At 51.2% G+C, this 17,881-nt stretch carries 17 protein-coding genes and 1 pseudogene; 6 read left to right on the top strand and 12 right to left on the bottom strand.

Features of this window, described 5'->3' with window-relative positions:
* The first annotated feature begins 405 nt into the window (after nucleotides 1-405).
* A complete protein-coding gene (locus SERS4_RS0100265) occupies nucleotides 406-1,752 on the top strand; it encodes an ISNCY family transposase (protein ID WP_083906151.1) in 1,347 nt (448 codons plus the stop codon).
* A gap of 126 nt (nucleotides 1,753-1,878) precedes the next feature.
* Here SERS4_RS0100265 and SERS4_RS0100260 read toward each other — a convergent pair whose 3' ends face one another.
* Nucleotides 1,879-2,394, bottom strand: coding sequence for a hypothetical protein (locus SERS4_RS0100260; protein ID WP_017891067.1), 516 nt, complete (start codon nucleotides 2,392-2,394; stop codon nucleotides 1,879-1,881).
* A gap of 808 nt (nucleotides 2,395-3,202) precedes the next feature.
* Between SERS4_RS0100260 and SERS4_RS27275 the strand changes: the two are divergent.
* The 5 genes and pseudogenes from SERS4_RS27275 to SERS4_RS0100235 all read left to right on the top strand — a co-directional run.
* Nucleotides 3,203-3,409 (top strand): annotated as a pseudogene (locus SERS4_RS27275) (SOS response-associated peptidase family protein); the annotation flags it as partial.
* A gap of 684 nt (nucleotides 3,410-4,093) precedes the next feature.
* Nucleotides 4,094-5,134, top strand: coding sequence for a nucleotidyltransferase (locus tag SERS4_RS0100250; RefSeq protein ID WP_017891065.1), 1,041 nt, complete (start codon nucleotides 4,094-4,096; stop codon nucleotides 5,132-5,134).
* Nucleotides 5,131-6,870: a ThiF family adenylyltransferase gene (locus SERS4_RS0100245; RefSeq protein ID WP_017891064.1), complete on the top strand. Its 1,740-nt coding sequence runs from the start codon at nucleotides 5,131-5,133 to the stop codon at nucleotides 6,868-6,870. Before SERS4_RS0100250 ends, SERS4_RS0100245 begins: the two co-directional genes overlap by 4 nt.
* The gene (locus SERS4_RS25530; RefSeq protein ID WP_156816623.1) at nucleotides 6,851-7,354 is read left to right on the top strand and encodes a Mov34/MPN/PAD-1 family protein; all 504 of its coding nucleotides are present in this window, start codon (nucleotides 6,851-6,853) and stop codon (nucleotides 7,352-7,354) included. The genes SERS4_RS0100245 and SERS4_RS25530 overlap by 20 nt, the downstream gene beginning before the upstream one ends.
* Nucleotides 7,347-8,420 (top strand): SAVED domain-containing protein, encoded by a 1,074-nt coding sequence (locus SERS4_RS0100235; protein ID WP_017891062.1) that lies wholly within the window; start codon nucleotides 7,347-7,349, stop codon nucleotides 8,418-8,420. The genes SERS4_RS25530 and SERS4_RS0100235 overlap by 8 nt, the downstream gene beginning before the upstream one ends.
* A gap of 673 nt (nucleotides 8,421-9,093) precedes the next feature.
* Here SERS4_RS0100235 and SERS4_RS26840 read toward each other — a convergent pair.
* The 11 genes from SERS4_RS26840 to SERS4_RS27270 all read right to left on the bottom strand — a co-directional run.
* The gene (locus tag SERS4_RS26840) at nucleotides 9,094-9,642 is read right to left on the bottom strand and encodes a hypothetical protein (protein WP_156816621.1); all 549 of its coding nucleotides are present in this window, start codon (nucleotides 9,640-9,642) and stop codon (nucleotides 9,094-9,096) included.
* Nucleotides 9,643-9,879: 237 nt separating this feature from the next.
* Complete coding sequence (locus SERS4_RS27380) at nucleotides 9,880-10,014, bottom strand: hypothetical protein (protein WP_017891061.1); 135 nt, start codon at nucleotides 10,012-10,014, stop codon at nucleotides 9,880-9,882.
* 85 nt (nucleotides 10,015-10,099) lie between these two features.
* On the bottom strand, nucleotides 10,100-11,815 hold the full coding sequence (locus SERS4_RS0100225) for a PglL family O-oligosaccharyltransferase (RefSeq protein WP_017891060.1): 1,716 nt from the start codon (nucleotides 11,813-11,815) through the stop codon (nucleotides 10,100-10,102).
* Between the two features lie 224 nt (nucleotides 11,816-12,039).
* Nucleotides 12,040-12,834: a hypothetical protein gene (locus tag SERS4_RS0100220; protein WP_017891059.1), complete on the bottom strand. Its 795-nt coding sequence runs from the start codon at nucleotides 12,832-12,834 to the stop codon at nucleotides 12,040-12,042.
* A 38-nt stretch (nucleotides 12,835-12,872) separates the two neighbouring features.
* Complete coding sequence (locus SERS4_RS0100215; protein WP_017891058.1) at nucleotides 12,873-13,850, bottom strand: reverse transcriptase domain-containing protein; 978 nt, start codon at nucleotides 13,848-13,850, stop codon at nucleotides 12,873-12,875.
* Nucleotides 13,843-14,370 (bottom strand): fimbrial protein, encoded by a 528-nt coding sequence (locus SERS4_RS0100210; RefSeq protein ID WP_017891057.1) that lies wholly within the window; start codon nucleotides 14,368-14,370, stop codon nucleotides 13,843-13,845. Before SERS4_RS0100210 ends, SERS4_RS0100215 begins: the two co-directional genes overlap by 8 nt.
* A gap of 14 nt (nucleotides 14,371-14,384) precedes the next feature.
* Nucleotides 14,385-14,861 carry a fimbrial protein gene (locus SERS4_RS0100205; RefSeq protein WP_026142126.1) on the bottom strand — a complete coding sequence of 159 codons (477 nt, stop codon included), beginning with the start codon at nucleotides 14,859-14,861 and terminating at the stop codon, nucleotides 14,385-14,387.
* 14 nt (nucleotides 14,862-14,875) lie between these two features.
* Nucleotides 14,876-15,370 (bottom strand): fimbrial protein, encoded by a 495-nt coding sequence (locus SERS4_RS0100200; RefSeq protein ID WP_037410053.1) that lies wholly within the window; start codon nucleotides 15,368-15,370, stop codon nucleotides 14,876-14,878.
* Between the two features lie 9 nt (nucleotides 15,371-15,379).
* The gene (locus tag SERS4_RS0100195; RefSeq protein ID WP_026142125.1) at nucleotides 15,380-16,036 is read right to left on the bottom strand and encodes a fimbrial protein; all 657 of its coding nucleotides are present in this window, start codon (nucleotides 16,034-16,036) and stop codon (nucleotides 15,380-15,382) included.
* A gap of 25 nt (nucleotides 16,037-16,061) precedes the next feature.
* On the bottom strand, nucleotides 16,062-16,811 hold the full coding sequence (locus tag SERS4_RS0100190) for a fimbria/pilus periplasmic chaperone (RefSeq protein WP_017891053.1): 750 nt from the start codon (nucleotides 16,809-16,811) through the stop codon (nucleotides 16,062-16,064).
* Between the two features lie 6 nt (nucleotides 16,812-16,817).
* The coding region (locus SERS4_RS27270; RefSeq protein WP_037410051.1) for a fimbria/pilus outer membrane usher protein at nucleotides 16,818-17,881 on the bottom strand (1,064 nt) is incomplete at its 5' end.

The following is a 17,881-nucleotide window of genomic DNA, read 5'->3' as shown; positions in this document are numbered from 1 at the left end:
GCTTGATTTAAAAAGAATTAATGGGTTGAACGCGGGGCAGGAAAAACTGTGATGTCGCGCATGATCTCCGGTCAGTCAACCAGGTGCCGTCGATGTGGGCGCCGATAAATTTGCGTTCTGCCCTCAGACCTTCACCCCGGTAGCCAGGTTCACCAAGCATCCACGGAGTAAGCAAACTGACCCGTAGAAGGGGGAGATGACTACGCTGGAGCAAAATGCTGGGTAGTGTTCACCCAAAACATTAAAATCACTAAGTGATTGTTTTATTTAACATAATCAGTATTATGCGCACCAATATTGTCAGTCCAAAGCGATAATGTCGTATTTTACCAAAGTTAAAATGTCGCCTTTCGGTTAGTCTGTTTCTTCACAGGCAGACAATCCGGAGCGTCTATGTTGGTGACCATGAGCCAGAAAGAACTGAATCGTATTCCCGTGCTGCAGCAAGTCTGCGACAAACTCCTGACTCAGGCTGCAGCAGCAAAACTGTTGGACCTCAGCGTACGACAATTACAGCGTATTCTTGTCAGGTATCTGGCTCACGGTGCCGCCGGCCTTACTTCTCGCAAACGTGGCAAACCTGCGAACAATCGCGCTCCGGATGATATCAAGCTGCACGTTCTGACGTTGCTACGCGAAAAATATGGTGACTTCGGACCTACATTAGCCACAGAAAAGCTCAGCGAACGCCACCAAATATCGATCTCTGTAGAAACTGTTCGTCATTGGATGATTGCCGATGGCCTCTGGGTTCCCCATGCTCGACGCAAACCCCGGGTCTATCAACCACGTTATCGCCGCGACTGTCTTGGCGAGCTCATTCAAATCGACGGCTCTCACCATGACTGGTTTGAAGGTCGCGCATCAAAATGCTGCCTGTTGGTTTACATTGATGACGCTACCGGGCGGCTGATGCACCTGCGGTTCTGTGAAACAGAATCGGCGTTCGATTACATGCTGGCGACGCGGGAATATATTGATAAACATGGTAAACCTGTGGCGTTTTACAGTGATAAACATGCTGTTTTTCGCGTCAGCCAGGCTGAAACTCGCCGTACTGGCACCACGCAGTTTGGACGAGTTCTGCATGACCTGAACATCGAGCTCATCTGTGCCAATAGTTCGCAGGCTAAAGGCCGCGTCGAGCGTGCCAACCTGACGCTCCAGGACCGATTAATCAAAGAGATGCGACTCGAGAACATCAGCAGTATCGAGGAAGCCAATGTCTGGCTGGACAGCTTCATCCTGGACTTCAACCGCCGCTTTGCCAAAGCCCCCAAATACCCAAAAAATCTCCATCGGCCGGTCAACGAACAGCCGGCAGCGCTGGATGATATCTTTGCCTGGCAGGAGCTTAGGACGCTCTCAAAATCGCTGACATTCCAATACGATAAGATGCTTTATCTCGTTGAACCCACAGAGGAAAACACGCGTATCGCCAGCGAAAAAATCATGGTTTATGACTACCCCGACGGCACGTTGGCGTTCAAATATGGCCACCGAACGCTGGCTTATCAGGTCTTCGACAAGTTGGCCATCGTTGACCAGGGTGCCATTGTGGACAACAAACGGCTCGGTGCGGTGTTAAAGTTGGCGCAGGTCCAGCAGGATGAACGGGATCGGGATGGTCAAAGAGAGCGCAGCAAGAGCATGCCAAAACGACGAGCTCAGGCCAGGCTTCAGGAACAACTCAGGGCCATCAATCCGGTCCTGGCCAACCCCGAAGAGTTCAGAGCCAGCCTCAAACGCTAACGCCCTTTTCTCTCCCTTCAAGTCTTATAAAAAAACCGTAACCTCTGATGGGCTACAGTTTTCACATGTCGTTAGGAACATTCAATAAATCCCTAACCGAACCGTATTAGGTGCAACTCCAGCTAATCAACCAACCCCTTCATCACTGTCAGGCGGGTTATCATTAGCACTGGCGTTGTTGATCAGCTTCACGAGTTCCTCCTCACCATATTCTTTGACGAGTCGATTAATTTCTTTTTGAACATGAACCTGCTTAAGAGCCTGTAATCGACTTTTGCAGTCGTGCATGATTTTTACGGAGTCATTTTCTAGTTTGTCTAAGTCATTTTCAGAAATGAAAAATACGGCCTGGGGAGCTACGCCCCCTACATCTGACTGAACATTTTGAATGTGGGTTGATACCGGGATATGGAATTGTTTAAGTGTGTGAATCACTGCAGAAGCGCGATTTACACAAAAATCAGCTTGGGCCGTATTCCCAGTTGTGGACAAAAAATACCCATCACACATGGCGGCAAAAGAGCACAATGGCGTTTTATGGAGTTTGCGAACAACCTCCAAGACGGCATCATTATCTTCAAAACGCTCAATGAGACGACTTTTCGCCAAATCAGGCGTGTATACATCCGTAATTTTATGCATTTTATGGCCTTAATTCATTATTGCTGAGCCCAATTGTAGAAAAAATCAGGCTAACCAGCAGGAGTTAAATGATTTAAGACCCAGTTCGAAATGATGTCATACCGCACGGAAATCTGAAAAAAACCTAGCGACCTTAAACGGATTACTACATAATGCCGCGCGACTTGACATAACTGCAGTTATGCCGTTTATAGTACAGGTTGTATTCAGTTCCGAGGAACTGGGTCAGTGGCAGCTATCAGAATTCTTAGTTTCTCAGGCCGAGATCTGATAGCTGCCCTACTTTCCTGATAACCTACACGATCATCAGAACTCCCATTCTATCCAACACCATACTCGTACACCTAATTATTTTTCACTCAAAATGGTGAAAATACCCGTTAAGTGCTCTCAGAGCCATCCTAAACAACTTTAGTTGTATTCATTAGATACCCTATTGGCAATCGTTAAAGCGATTTTTGAGCCAGCAAGGCCATTTTAGCGGTATGTACGGTTATACAGCGGAAATCAGAACGTATCACATACTGACTCACTTTGGAGTTGAATTACGACATTTGAACTTTGGAATGGAGGGTGATATTTCAACTTCGCGTAAATATTTTTAATATTTTCAATTAGTTACATGATTACCTCCTGGCTCTAAATCCCACCACGCCGCTGAAGCTATACTTTGGTCATGTCGACACAAAAGGATCACCTGCCTATGTGTGGCCGTTTTGCCCAGTTCCATAGCCGAGGCGAATTTCTCACCGCCCTGGGATCCGAAACGCCGATGATCATCACCGGCGACTGACGCGACCGGTATAACGTCGCACCCGGCACGCCGGTACCGCTGTTCCATCATCATGATGATCAGCTGCAGCTGGCGTCGATTGACTGGGGGTATGCGCCAGCATGGTGGAGCGCTCAGGGAAAACCGGCCCTCATCAACGCCCGCGTCGAAACCGCTGGCGGACATAGAAGGAAGGGCCCAATGACAACAACAATACCGGACGAATTTATCGCGGTATTTTAGCGAGGAATACAACTGCCCCCCTTTGATATGCCTAGGGTGCATACGCTCTCAGACGATATTTTTTTGCAACAACAACTGATCCCATCAGCCGCCTCACTCACCTGGATGCTTTGTTCATATCACAATGAAAATTAGGCTGGCACAAATATGCAGCCCCCACAACGTTCATCCCTCCGACCCCTACGCTGATTATCAAGCCAAAGAGTCAGTCTATATTATCTACGCCCTCGCATTCTGATGATCGTGATACCATCGCAACCTTTCTTCGGCGCAATACTTATTATCAACAGTAGAAATAATTCGCGTTATGTTTGCGGAAGCCTCGTTTCTCGTTAGTAGATAATTGGATTTTCTGATCAAAAAGATAGTCAATGATAGTATTATCTGATATTAGTATGGGGTAGTTTCCCATAAAAATGGCTCTTATGATAAAATCACTCCATGTAGCTAGAGAAGAACCTCAAAATAATTTTATTCATATCAACACCCCTCACACAACATCTAAATAACTTATTGTTTTTGCCTCACATCCAATACTATAATCGATACTCATCGACTCAAAATCGAGAGCACTAACACATCTGTTTATCCGCAAGCCAAATACTTTCAATAGATATCTATTGAAAGTATTTTTATTGCCCAGACATAAGTACTGGGAAAAGGCGCCAACATTCAGAGGAAAGAATGAGCATTCAGCAAAAATTTAACGATTTTGATAACAAGATCCGATTAGGAAGAAAAGACGAAGCCTATGGAGCAGCCAGAGCTAAAGATGACAGCATCACGGAGGCCATTTACCGGCAATTCAAAGAAAATGGTTATCCCGTTATCGATGATTTTATCCAAGGGTCTTTAGCCACCTATACTGCTATCAAAGAAAAAGGTAAAGACTTCGATATTGATAGAGCTATTGTGATCAGCAACGCTGAAGCGCCTGACGATCCACTGATCCCCAAACGAGTGGTACTGCAACTACTTGAAAAACGAGGGTTTAAAAATGCAAAAATTAAAAGCCCTTGCGTAACTGCGGATTACACAAGCGAAGACCTTCACATCGACATTCCTGTTTATCGTCGCTCTCTCTATGGCGATTATGAGCTGGCGGTGGGTAAAAATAGCTCAAGTGAACAGCATAAAATCTGGAACCCTTGTGCCCCAAAAGAATTGATCGACTGGGTCAACAAGTCTTCCCAGTATGGGGTATATAGCGACAAAAAACTCTCTCAGTTCCGTCGCCTTGTGCGCTACATCAAGCGTTGGAGAAACTTCACCTTTAGTGATGAAGTGGGCCGTAAAATTTACTCAATCGGCCTGTGTATCATGTTCAAAGAACAATTTTCCAATTGTATCAGCGATGAAGGCATACCGAACGACCTGAATGCGCTCGAAGCAACGCTGTCTGCGGTGCTCAACTCGACATATTTTACCCACGATGGCCAAGGGCACTACACTGTCTCTGTCAACCTGCCCGTTTCGTCCTACCGTGACATCTTTGACGGAAGTAGTGTGAATACGGGAGCTCAACTGTATAACAAACTAGTTAGCTTGAGGGATAAGCTGCGCAAGGTTCAGAATGAGGAAAGTGAATCGAAACAATGTGACATGCTGATCACACTGTTTGGAGAGGATTTCCCGACAAGTTCTCGCGCCAGTAACGCGTCCCAAAATGCTGGCAAGGCGCTTTATGCAACCGCGGGTGCAGTAGGGACATCACAAGGCGCATGAATTACACCGAGATCACCCACCACCTAGCGTCACACGGATACAGCGTATCCGCGGTTGAGGTAGAAAAATACCGTTCGCTCCGGATCCCTCTCACTATTGCAGGGCAGGAATTCGTGCTGGTTCATATCATGGTCACTGAATTGAATATGATGCCGGCCTTTTTCCTGGAAGACCCTCTTAAGTACGGTCGCCTGGCCCACGTGATGGTCGATGACGCGTTTCTTAACCTTGGCTATATTTGCGTCAATGTTGCTGATTCGGTCTCAGTCAACTTTGAACGTCCGGAGCTCGCTTTCCTGGAAGCGCTCAAACGCACCGAAGCATTAATTCACCATGCTGTAGAGGATCCAGACTGGAATCGTTCGGAGTTGCTTCGTGAATTTCAAGCAGGCTGGGCGCGCATCGCAGACGATGACGAAAAAAAACTGTTATGCCTGTCCAACGACGGTACACTGGAAATACTGCAGATCCATAAACCGGTGAAAAAGGGATCCGCAGGTATAAGCACAATGTACTTTGGGCTCCCGGAGGGGAGCACTGCAGACATGGAAAGTTATTCGTTTGTCGGTACACAAGTGGCTAAAAGAGAGCGTTCCCCAGGGCGGGGGTACGTTATCCCTTTAACGACTTTAGAACCAGCTCCCTGGTGCAAGGAAGCGTTACAAGCGTGGTATGCCCGGTGTATCGATAATCTGCCCATGCATACCAAAAACACCCTGATTGATAAAAATGGTCAATGGCGTGCACACGAATTTTGGCTTGTTTTCAACGCAGACACGCCTTCAGGCAAGACATGGTTTTGCCTCTATCTCTCATTGAAAAACGGGCAATCCGGAAAGAAAAGACTCCCTCTGACCAATGAAGATCTCACCATTTGGGATCTGTCCGCTCTTGAGGTCTCACTTTTCAATAAAGAACGTTTAATGCCAAGAAGCGGTGCGAATTACGCGCTGAGAGATAAAAAAGTGCTGCTCATAGGATGTGGTTCTGTGGGTTGTGAAATTGCCGATAAAATGGCGGCGACGGGGATTGGTACTCTGGATATGAGTGATCCTGACACGTTTTCGCTGGACAATATGTTTAGGCACTCATTATCTCTGGACTTTGTAGGCTTTAGCAAAACGACGGGGTTGGCCTGCCAACTCAGTCGCAAATACCCTTGGCTAAAGACACAAGGTCTCTATAACTCGACTTTACTGAAATTTCGGGATAAACAGATCCTCGAGAAATACGACCTCATCATCATTGCTATTGGTGCGCCAACACATGAACGTCTTTTTCATGAGTACCTGCATCGAGAAGGTATCAAGACACCCGTAATCAACTCCTGGGTTGAAGGTTTTGGCGTGGGCGGTCATGCCGTAATCGACATTCCTTCAAGTCCTGGGTGCATGAGTTGTGCATACGTTGACATTGAAAACATGTCCCGGGGATTATCTTCCAACCTGAACTTCCTGAAAGATAATCAAAACATAACGCGTAACCACGCCGGTTGCGGTACCGCATTTTTGCCCTACAACTTCATTACCTCAACGCAAACTGCGCTTGTAGCCGCGATGCTGGCCACACGCTATCTTCAAGGTGACTTGCAGGTCTCGTCGAGGATATGTTGGAAAGGGGATGCGGCTGACGCGGTTTCAGAAGGATTTGAAATGACCGAAAGGTTCCATGCATTTACGCGGTCACTCCAGGTGATCCCTCTGTATAACGAATGCTGTGACAGATGCAATGACTGAGTACCCTGGTTTTTTTTCAACTGAAAATTTTAAGCTCAATGTCTCTGGGCCTGTTATCGAGACATGGCAGTCCCATCGGCAGATCACACGCCATTTGCATGAATCATTCGGGGTTCTTGTTGGAAGTAAGAGTTCAGACGCCAGTATTTATTGGCTCGACGAGATAACCACACCCTTACCAGATGATACGCATACCCGTTTCAGCTTCATCCTGATGGATAAAGGCCATCAGGAAAAAGTCAACCACGCCTACCGAAAGTCTGCCAATCGGCTGGGTTATATGGGAACGTGGCACACTCATCCAGAAAATTACCCCGTCCCCTCAACCATTGATCTCCATGATTGGCGAGCATGTTCTGCGCGTAATCAGGACAGAAAAATGTTCTTTATTATTGTTGGGATAAAACAAACCAAGCTTTTCACATTTCAAAATCAACAAATAACATCGACGACCTTAATCATTGGAAATGACAGCGATGAATAAACTCCTCTTTATTATAAAAATAATATTTGATTATTTAGTACGCCCTAGAAACTGGCTGGCGATGCTTGCGATAAAATTCATTAGTTTTGGGACCATGCTGACGCTTGGTGGCGTTACGTTTAAAGCAGACGTCTCAAAGTCATTTCTCGAAGAATACCTGCCATTTATAGATACCTTATCTTTTGGTTATCAAGCACTTTCAACAGTTATCTTTGGCTTGGGCATTGTTCTCATTGCAGGCGGTTTCTTCCTGGGGCTTTATACTGCATACAACATAGTGAAAGAAGGTAAAAAGAAAAATATTGCACTTATCAGTGCCAGTGGTTTCCCCAACTTCAACCCGTCTGCCGCCCTGGATTCTTTACCTCTTCAGGAGAAAAACAAGGCAATTTTGGTTTCGCTCCCGCTTATTGACTCGCGGAAGAAAAATCTTATTTTAAAAGATATTGCTTATTATCAACGAACGATTCATGACAGGATCCTTCATAAGGACACTCAGTATGCTTATATATGTGCCATCGGCACCGTGCCTTATCTTTTTATGATAGGTGCATTTTTTCGCGATGGTCATCTCCCGATTACGTTATTTGAGCACGACAGAACCAAGAATAAATTTCATAGGTTAAATAATTTTCCGACAGGCAGGGCATTAGCGCTCTCTTATAAAGATAACGCCATCTGCGATTTTTCTAAAATTCCCGCGAATCCACAGCAGAAAATCGGTCTTGCCATATCATTTAGCTTACAGATTAATGAGGTAGATCTGCCAAAAGAATTCAGGGAACATACTCTTCATATAACGCTAAACGACGGCTATAGGTTCGACAACCTTCCTAACGAAGATGAGCAAGCCCGGATCGTTTCTGAACTCAGCAACATAATCGCTCAGCTCAATAAGAACGCACAAGAAGTCCATTTATTCATCGCTGCCCAAGCTTCTTTAGTCATCCGGTTAGGGACACTGTATCAACAAGGTGTTCATGGCAAGTTGACAGTTCACCACTGGGATGTCGCCACAAATGACTATCCATGGAGCCTCAGCATACTCGGTGATGACATTGCTTAATGTATTAGCGGTTTTACGGTGTATAGGGTGAATAAAAACTGCCATGGTTGAAATCATTGCAGCGTTCAAGACGTTAAAGATATCTGACGGGCGGCATATCGCGTGGGAGTGCATTCTATTACTATAACAGGATTACCGCACAATAATTATTTATATCCAAACTGACCCCTTTTAAAATGGTGCGGTACTACGGCTTTTTGGCCAATCGCAAATAGGGCCAACTGTTGCCGAAGGTCTACGAAGCGCTGTCGATGACTGTACGGGATAAGCCAAAACGACCTGGGTTCGCGGTGCCGATGAAAGGCTTTTTTGGCATCGCCCCCATACCAATGCATCCTTTGCAAAGGCCGGTTGCGTTTTCCCGGCGCCATGGCGGACGAGCAAGCCACCAAACTGCTGTAAGACAGACTGAACCGGATGGCCAAAAAACGATGGTTTCAGATCCCATTCTGGATCAGTGCGCCTGAAAAATGGTATTTAGATTAAAAACACATCTAAACTGGCATTTTTCCGCATTACTACAAAACAGGCCTCACCAAATTTGGATCTTCTTCACCGCTGTTAATGTTTCCTTTAATTTACAAACATAGTATAGTGTTAAAAATAAATTATTCGGCACTATATTTCATCAACATACTAACCTTACTTTATGCATAGTCATTATTATCCGATATCAATCTATCAAGTAGGTTAGAACAGCACTCCCTCTAAACGCCCCTCCTGTTATATTACTCTGGTCGAGGTGAAACGTTGATGTAATAGAAATATCCAAATTTCCATCATCGCCAACCTTAAGCTTCTCGTCATATTTATTGCCATTAAAATTTAGCTCGCAATATCCAGAACCACATTCTGTAAAGTTTTTTGTTTTACCTGGGACTGGAAACCCTCCTGATAATTTAATACTAACTGAAGTACTTGGATCACATTCAAATTTTATATTATGAGGCTGTGTCTTATTCCCATCGGCTTCTATCGTCGTCATCGTACCATGCGATAAGTTAATTGATTTATTATCATCGCCAATAACCTTACAAACTGACACTGCATTTATATTTATATAAAACCGCCCAATAGAACGTGAGTTACTGAGAATCCAACTAGGTGTATCTTCTGCGTTGGCGGGGATACCAGCTGTATATTTATTTTCCTCAAACGCGTAATGATAATCAACAGGAATAGAATATCTACCTGGTTGAATGCTCTGTTTTTTCACCTTCACGTTAATTCTTGCATCTCGCCAAACCAATAGAGGGTTAAGTGATGAACCTACGTTCCAGCATCCAAATAACTGTTCACCTCCATAAATATGAAGTTATCATTTCATCATCCTCATTAATTTTGTAGCCCCCTATACATGACAATAAGCTTACTGTTCATATCACATCTAACAGCACTGAATGAGCGGGTTTTGTCAACAACACTGCCCATTTCGGCACCAGTCGGTAATGCCGTTTTGCTATTGTTGATAAAGCCTTTCCAGCGTTTTGACGCGCGCAATGTATTCTTCGGGGGTACCTGACATGCCGATGGCCGCAAGGTAATCTCGTGCCAGCTCTCGCGCCTGATGCGCATCCATTTGTTGTTTCAGCATAATAATTTTCTCCAAGTAATAAAGTGTACATAACATCTCATAACGATGAATACGATAACGACATCAAGTTGTGCCTTCATGCCCCCTAAGAATATCCATTCATTGCATCAATAAATCGGATATCCAAGGGAAATAAACGCGCGGCGTCACGCCGGTACTGCTCTGCCAACACCCACTGCTGCTGTTGACGCAAGATAACCAACAGGTTGGCGTAAACGTTTTTATCAATGCGGTGATTCAGATAACGCTGCGCCCATTGGGCATAGGTTTCCAGCCGCTGCTCGTCACGCGTTCGGTTAAAGGCAAGCAACCCCGCCAACTGGCGATCAAACTGCAGACGATCGTCATGCATCCAACTGGCCCAGCCCGGCAATACCTCCACCTGCCGCATATCCTGCAACCCGCCGCGCTCCGCCTGGGTCAATACCCGCCCGCTGTAAAACCCGGTCGCCATCACGAAAATCGCCGCCAGTGACAGAGTCAACATCGGCAGTCGCCAGCGTTTTAACCCACAGCCGGTGCCAGGGCGCGGACTGGCCAGTCGATCGAGCATTGCCAGCAACAACAGGAACACCAGCCAGTGCAGTGCCGACAGGTAAAACGGGTATTCAGTTTGGCTATGCAATGCAATCGGCAGCAACGCCACACATAGAGCCAACGCCTCACCCGCCGATGATTTACCGCAGGCAAAAGCACGCTTGTCGCGCCAGTGGGCATGGGCCAGCAGTTTGATGCCCGCCCGCACCAAGAGCAGCATACCCAGCAGCGCGACCACGCCCCCTTCCACCCACCACAGCAGCAATTCGTTATGCGGATGACGGGCGATTTCAGTCACCACCGTGGGCGGCGTTTGGTTTATACGAAAATGCTGAAAACTGTACTCAAAACCGCCGTAGCCCCAGCCAAGCAGCGGCTTTTCGGCGATCATCGCCAGCGTATCGCGCAGCATGGTGTAGCGCGCATGGTTGGAACCAGTATGGCTGGCATAGCGCAACGCACCGCCCAGCTCACTCCCCCACCACAGCACCAGCGCAGCCGCCACGCTGCCGCCGGCAACCAGCAATGACGCAATGGCGACAGCCTGCGGATGACGGCGGCAAAAAGATAGGACAAACAGCCCCAGCACCAGGGCACCCGCCAGCCAGCCGGTGCGGGATTGCACCCACACTAACACCATCGGCACCAGCACCAGCACCACGGCCAGGGCGCGGCGACGCCAGCGTTCTACTCGCGGATCCAGTCGCTGGAAGCCAGGCAGCACATACACCGCCAACGCCAGCGCCAACCCGGTGGCGATAAAACTCGCCAGCACGTTAGGCTGCTGGAATATGCCGAAGGCGCGCGAGCTGCCGGAGGGGATCCAGGATTGTGCAATTGCTGGCGCAAACAGCTGCAACAGCACAATTAACGCCTGAACCACCGCCGCCGATAAAATCACATACAATACCGCATGGCGCTGGCGTGCGGTCATGCGCACCTGCAGCCAGGTGAAATAGAACGCCGCTCCGGCAAATAAACCAGCCAGCCGCCAAACGGCGGCACTTAGCCATTCAGGCCGGGTAAAAAATACCGGCAGCACCAGCAGTAAACAGGCGGCTATTATTGCGCGACAGGTCGGCGTCATCACAATTCGGCACAGCGGTGTTGCCCGCCAGCAAACACCCATTAATAGAGCCGCACCGCCGTAGACCAGCAGATTAAACGGCAGTGCCAGCCCCGCGCCACCGGGATTGGGGATATAGATCGCCAGTGGTATAAAAAGTAAAAAGACAAATAGGAAAAAATTACGATCGAAGTTCATTGGCACTACCGTATTAAAAATTGGCGAAAACATAGCATGCGTAATTCGGATTTGAGCTTGATTCCCCCGTGTCTATTTCTGCCAGCCCCGGTTTATCGGCGGTATGTGCCCATCATGACGGGCAGTATACCGGTGCCCGACGGCCGCCGCCGGGGTGTCATGGATCGGGTGGGTTGGTGACATCCGCATCCGCACAATATTGGGGTGGACCCGTCACTAAATGATCAGTTGTACGACACGTTGACTATCGCGCTGCCCGTAAATTGACCGGCACCAAGCAAGTCGAGAGCCACCCCCCGTACACGCAGCGGGAGTTTCTCAGCGACATTGCGGCGCGCCTTGACAGTTCTGGGTTCCCCAAATCCGGCGCCCCAGTCGAGGAGCGCATACGAGTCCGATGACCCACCCAGGGGGATCCTTTCCCCGTTATTCGTCTCGATCAACACGGAGGCGTCGCTGGTGCAGGTCAGCGTGACGTTGTTCACATCCACAGTAGGCGCGGCCCCACCGAGCGATGCACGAAGGTCCACGTTGATGCTGTTTGGCTTCACGTCACAAGACGCAGCCTGTACGATCCCCTTTGCGCAATTTGATATGATTGACCCCGATATCATGATGCCCCCCAGTCCCGCGGCTACCACGACACACGGCTGATCCCCACGCGATACCGGGAGGTAGTCCCGGCCCACACGGTCTTTGTTGGTCACTGCTGCCCACCACTCATTGACTGTCAAGTAATTGTTGGGCCGTAGTGGTGTTGAGAAACCTGCCTTATCCGCCGTCCCGTAGCCTTGCATGCCCGCGGGTAGCCAGTCTTCATCGATCGTATAGAAGCTCAGTGTGCACCGACCGTCCCCTTTCCAACACGGGTTCAGCTCCCCGATCGGCGGACCACCCTTCACGATTGCAGCAAAGTATCCATTCGGCGAAGTCGGCACTTCCGTTACGCCGAGGGTCAGCCCAGCTTCGACGTGTAGGGGGGATAAAAATAGAAGGGTCAGGATCAAATGGTTCTTCATAGGTACGTCTCTGTATTTTCTCTATCCGGCAGATACCGCTAAATATCATCCAATGAATGACCCAGTATTCCTTCTGCCCATATTGCCCACCGTGCCTCGTACGTTCGCACTCGTTCCGCAGTTTCTGTCGATGACAGCCCCTGTCGGCGAGCCTGCTCGTAAAGCCGCGCGCGTCGTGCACGATGGTTTTCCAGCGCTCTGGGCGCTATGGTGGACCCCGTGGGGGTAAACCATACCCCCAGCCAGTCAAAACCCTGTGCAATCCTGCCCAGTTGGGTTTTGTCCGGGTGGGTTTCAAACCCGCCCAGGTCAAAAAATTCATGCAGCCGCTTAACGCTGCGCCGCAGTTGCCAGCGGGTGCGGGTAAACAGCAAAAAGTCATCCATATATCGCGCATACCACAGGCCCTCCTGGGCGTTAAAAAAACTGTCAACATGATGCAACAGGCTGCCGCCAATCAGCGGGCTCAGCGCACAACCCCGGCAGATGCCGCTGGGTGGGGTATAAAACTCACCGCCGTCTTCTACGCTGTAATGCACGTATTGCTGAATCACATCAAACAACACCGGGTCGGCCACATGCCATTTCAGCTGATTGGTCACCTGATGCTTACGGATATGCCGGTAGTAACCGCGAATGTCCGTTCGGTAGACAAAGGCATATTCTCCGCCGGTCAAGGCACCCCGTACTTCCGCCACCGAAACCACGCTACCGGCATGCCCGCGCAAGTGCATGCAACGGGCAGGTTTTGGCAGCAGCGGCTCCGCCAGCAGCGCAGCCCACTTCAATATCAGCGCATCCTGCGCGCACCACTGCACCCAACTGCGGCTACCACGCCGCAATACCTGCATCGGTGCCAGCCGGTAATCCCCACTTTGCAGTTGCTGATACAGCCGGTCGTCCTGCTGCGCCCAGTGAAAGCGCAAATGCCAAATGTCGGCATTGGGTGGCGCATGGCGACGACGTTGGCACAGCCAGCGCCAGGCGGCTTGCCATGCCGCCGCGCGGTTATTCATATTCCAGGCTAAAGGTCGCCACCGCGCTGAACGGCCCGCGTTCAATGGCTTTATGCTTCAGCGCGTCCGGTTCACCCTGCACATAGGCGTGCGCCGTGAGGATGTTGGCCCCGCTCACCAGCGCCTGTGCTTTGCCTTGCTGGTTAATGGGCAATGGATCACCCTGTGGGGTTTCCATACCGATGGCGATGCCGCTGGCCTGGCTGGCACCGTTTAGCGCCAGCAACCCCGGCAGCGCGGTGCTTTCATTACCGCTGAAGGTCACCCTGACCGTTTTGCCCAAACTGAGATCGCACTGCGCCAGATGCAGCTTGAACGCTTGGCCGTGGGTGCGGGTGTTCATATACAGGTACTTGTCGATTACCGTGTCAAAATCCAGCACCACCGTTTCATCGCCCGGCGGGATCACGCAGGGCTCGGCCACCAGCGCGCCGTGCAGGCGCATATTGTCCGCCGCCAGGCTCAACTGGCTACACAGCAACATCGCTGCAGTTGCACACCATACCACCTTGTTAACCATGGTGACTCCCCGTCTCATTGGTACACCGCCAGCAGGGTGGCGGTCGCTTCAAACGGCCCTTCTTTCAGGGCTGCACCCGGCCGTTTCACTGGCACCGCCTGTAGTGTTGGCGGCGCGTTCAACTTGACAGGGATCGGTTGATTCAAAGTAAACCGCTTGCCGTTTTGCAGCAGGCGGACAGCCAGATCGGATACATTACTCTCGATCGCCGCCTCGTCGTAATCCGCCGGGGTTCCTACCACCTCCAGCGTCATACTCCATGCCTCCGCACTGGGGCCGCAAGTGATCCGGTAGTTAACCGGTTGCAGGTAGTTAGTGCCGTCCACTTTGGTCACCCCGACACGGTTACCGAAATCAACATCCACTTCGCCACCGTCGTTGATGGTGCATGGCGGCGGTTCGATCAGGGTGCCAGAAAAGCGCATGTTGTCCGCCGCCACAGCCGGGCCACCCAGGACCATTAACAGAAGAATCCTGCCGTATCGCGCCATTACCTCAGCCCCTTTCACTGGTATTCCACCTTCATGGTCGCCCCGGCGGAGAAGGCGCCGCCGCTCAGCGTCGCCCCAGCCTGCTTGACTGGCACCGCCTCAAACGTCGGCATATTGGGGTAAAAAAAATTCATCCACGTGTTGATCGACTGAGGGTTACCGTTGCGCAACAGCGCAACCCCCAAACCATCCTTGTTGGTGCTCAGCACGCCTGTGTCAAACCATGCGCCGGTACCTTCAATTTGCATTTTCATCGCATAATTTGGTGCATTTTTGCACTCAACCGAGTAGACCACCGGCTGTTTCTTATAGCTACCGTCGATGCGGGTGGTTATCACGTCGTCACCGAAATTTACTTCGATCAGGCTATTGTTGTTAATCACGCAGGGCGGTGGCGCTACGATGGTTACCGTCACTCTTATCGTAGAGACTGCCTGTACCTGCGGACCGTACAACACCACCACCGCCAGTCCACAGCCGGGCAAACACTGTCTAAACCTTGCCTTCATGCCATTTCCTTAGTCATAACTGAGCTGGAAATCCACCACCGCCGCATAGGCTCCGGGCAATAACGGCGCACGGGTGCGCTCCAGCATAATGCGGTAGTTCAGCGCGTTTTGCCCCACGGCCAGCGCCAACGGCACGCCCCGGCTACCGAGGCGGATATCCCTGCCGCGCTCATCACTAATGCGCAATGCCAGCCCGGAAGCGCCATGCACCTTCATCAGCTCCGGATTATCAGCGTCCGCCGGGGCCATAAAGCGGACCGACACCGCCGGCTGCTGGGCGCTCCACAGCACGTTGCCACTGCGTTCGTCCCGGTTGGCGGCCGGGCCGCGCAGGCAGTCGCGCAGGTGCAGCTGCACATTTACCGGTACACCGCGATCGCCCGTCTTCGCCAGTTGTGCCGTCGCGGTATTGCCCAGCCACACCGTCTGATACGCGCTCGCCATCTCCAACCGGCAGGCGCTTTCGGTCAGTTCGCCGCGCACATGCAGCACGCCGTGCGCGCCTTGAACCTGCCAATTGTCCGCCGCCATCGCAGACGGTAGCAGCCATAACATTGCGCAGACGCACAATGGCACCATCAATGCCGCCGCGGTAATCACCAGGGCATACAACCATTCATGGCGGTGATAACCACCGCCGTTCCATCGCCGGGATGTTGTTCGCATCGCTAATCCACCTGTTCACTGAGCCTTACTTACTGCCCGCCACCACCTGGCAGCTCGCGCCGTTACAGTTAAAACTCAGCTTCGGTCGGCCGCCGTAGTCATTGACGTAAGTCAGCACCGGCGTATTGCCCAGCGCAGATGAGGCGACCTTCAGCGGCGCACTGCCCTTGGGTGCCACCATCAAGGGTTCGAAGCCCGGGGCGCTGGCACCGCCTTTTTTGCTGCTGGCATCAACCAGCGTCACGTAATACGGCGTCGGGTTATTCACCTGGTAGCTGTCGCCCTGTTTGGTCAGGGTCAGTTTTTCCTGCCACGGCGCGCTGGTTTCCGGGTTGGCTATCGCAATCGCCTTCGGCCGGTAGAACAGCTTGATGCGGGTTTGCAGCGCCAGTTGCAGCGTGTTGGGCTTGTCGCTCTTCGGCGGGATCTCGCGCAGGTTGAAATAGAACAGCGTTTCGCGGTCCTGCGGCAGCGTATTGGCGGCCGGCAGCCCCTGCACCTTCACCTGGCTTTTGGCCCCCGGCTCCAGGCGCTGCACCGGCGGCAATACCGTCAGCGGGCTGGTGATTTTTTTGCCGTTGGCGTCTTCGATCCAACCCTGCGCCAGGTACGGCAGCTGCTTGTTCTCGTTGCTGATGCTCATGCTCACCGACTTGTCACCGCCGCTGAAGATCACCCGGGTGCGATCCAGCGCGATGGCGGCCGTCGCCTGTTGGGCGCACAGCAGGCCCGCCAGGCCGCCGGCAATTAGTGTCACTAGATTATTGGTTTTCATTGATCTCTACTCTTTAACAGTGTTTAACGCCTTGCCGTTGGCCACCGGGCCGCAAGGCAGTAACAGATTGGTTAATTCGCTCGGCGACAGCGTCTGCGGCAGGGTAAAGACGCACCGCTCCGTGCCGCCCCAGCTCACGCTCATCGCTTCCCCGGCATTAATACCGCTCAGGTACACTTCGCCGTTGTCATTGATAATGCCCACCTCCTGCCGCTTGTCGTTGCGCACCGTGGCACCAAACGGCGGGGCTGAGCCATCCGCCAGCCGCACGACCGCCATCGCCTTCTCACCAGCGATCACCTCGAAGTGCCGGTAGCCGATGGCCCCTTCGGTCAGGGTGGCCTGCGCCACGCTCTGGCTGACGTCGGCATTTTCCGGCAACGCGTTCAGATCGATACTGAACTGGTTGCGGTAGTAACTGCCGACGTCCACCACTACCGCTTTGCCGAAGGCGTTGCTCAGGGTCGGTGAGCTGTAACCATGGATCGGAATATTTGGTACGCCGTCGGTATCCAGCAACATGCGGGTGCCCCCGCTTATGCTGTTGCGGTGCAGTGCTACTCCTTTCAGGGTGGCGGTCGCGCCGCCCTGTATCGATCCCCCTAGCGAACTGTACTGCCCGGCCTGGTAGCTGGCGCTGGCGTTCACCATGCTGATATCCCCACTGTGGCTATAATAACCACTGGCGGTTGCGCCACTGCGCGCGCTCCCCGCACTAATCTGGTAGGTGTCACGCTCATTGAGCCGGTCGTAATACCCCACCTGATGGGAGTTATCATTACGGTTGTAACTGCCGCTGTAGCTCAGCGAGCCATTGCTGCCCCACGGCAGCGACAGCGACAGGTACATGCCGTCGTCGTTGGTGCCGTTATATTTGTTGCGGTAGCCGGTCAGCGACAGGCTGATATTCCTGAAACGCCCCAGGTCGAAATAGCGCGACAGCGTCAGGTTATAACGGTCATTCGCCGGCCGGTCCCAGTAGGTCTGGTGGTTGTAGTTGAGATACGCACTCAACCCCAGGTCACGGAACTGCTGGTTAAAGGTGATGGTGTACATCTCCTTGCTGCTGT

It is taken from the genome of Serratia sp. S4 (genome assembly GCF_000347995.1).
GTDB lineage: Bacteria > Pseudomonadota > Gammaproteobacteria > Enterobacterales > Enterobacteriaceae > Serratia > Serratia quinivorans.
This window is presented reverse-complemented; position numbering and strand designations above follow the sequence as displayed.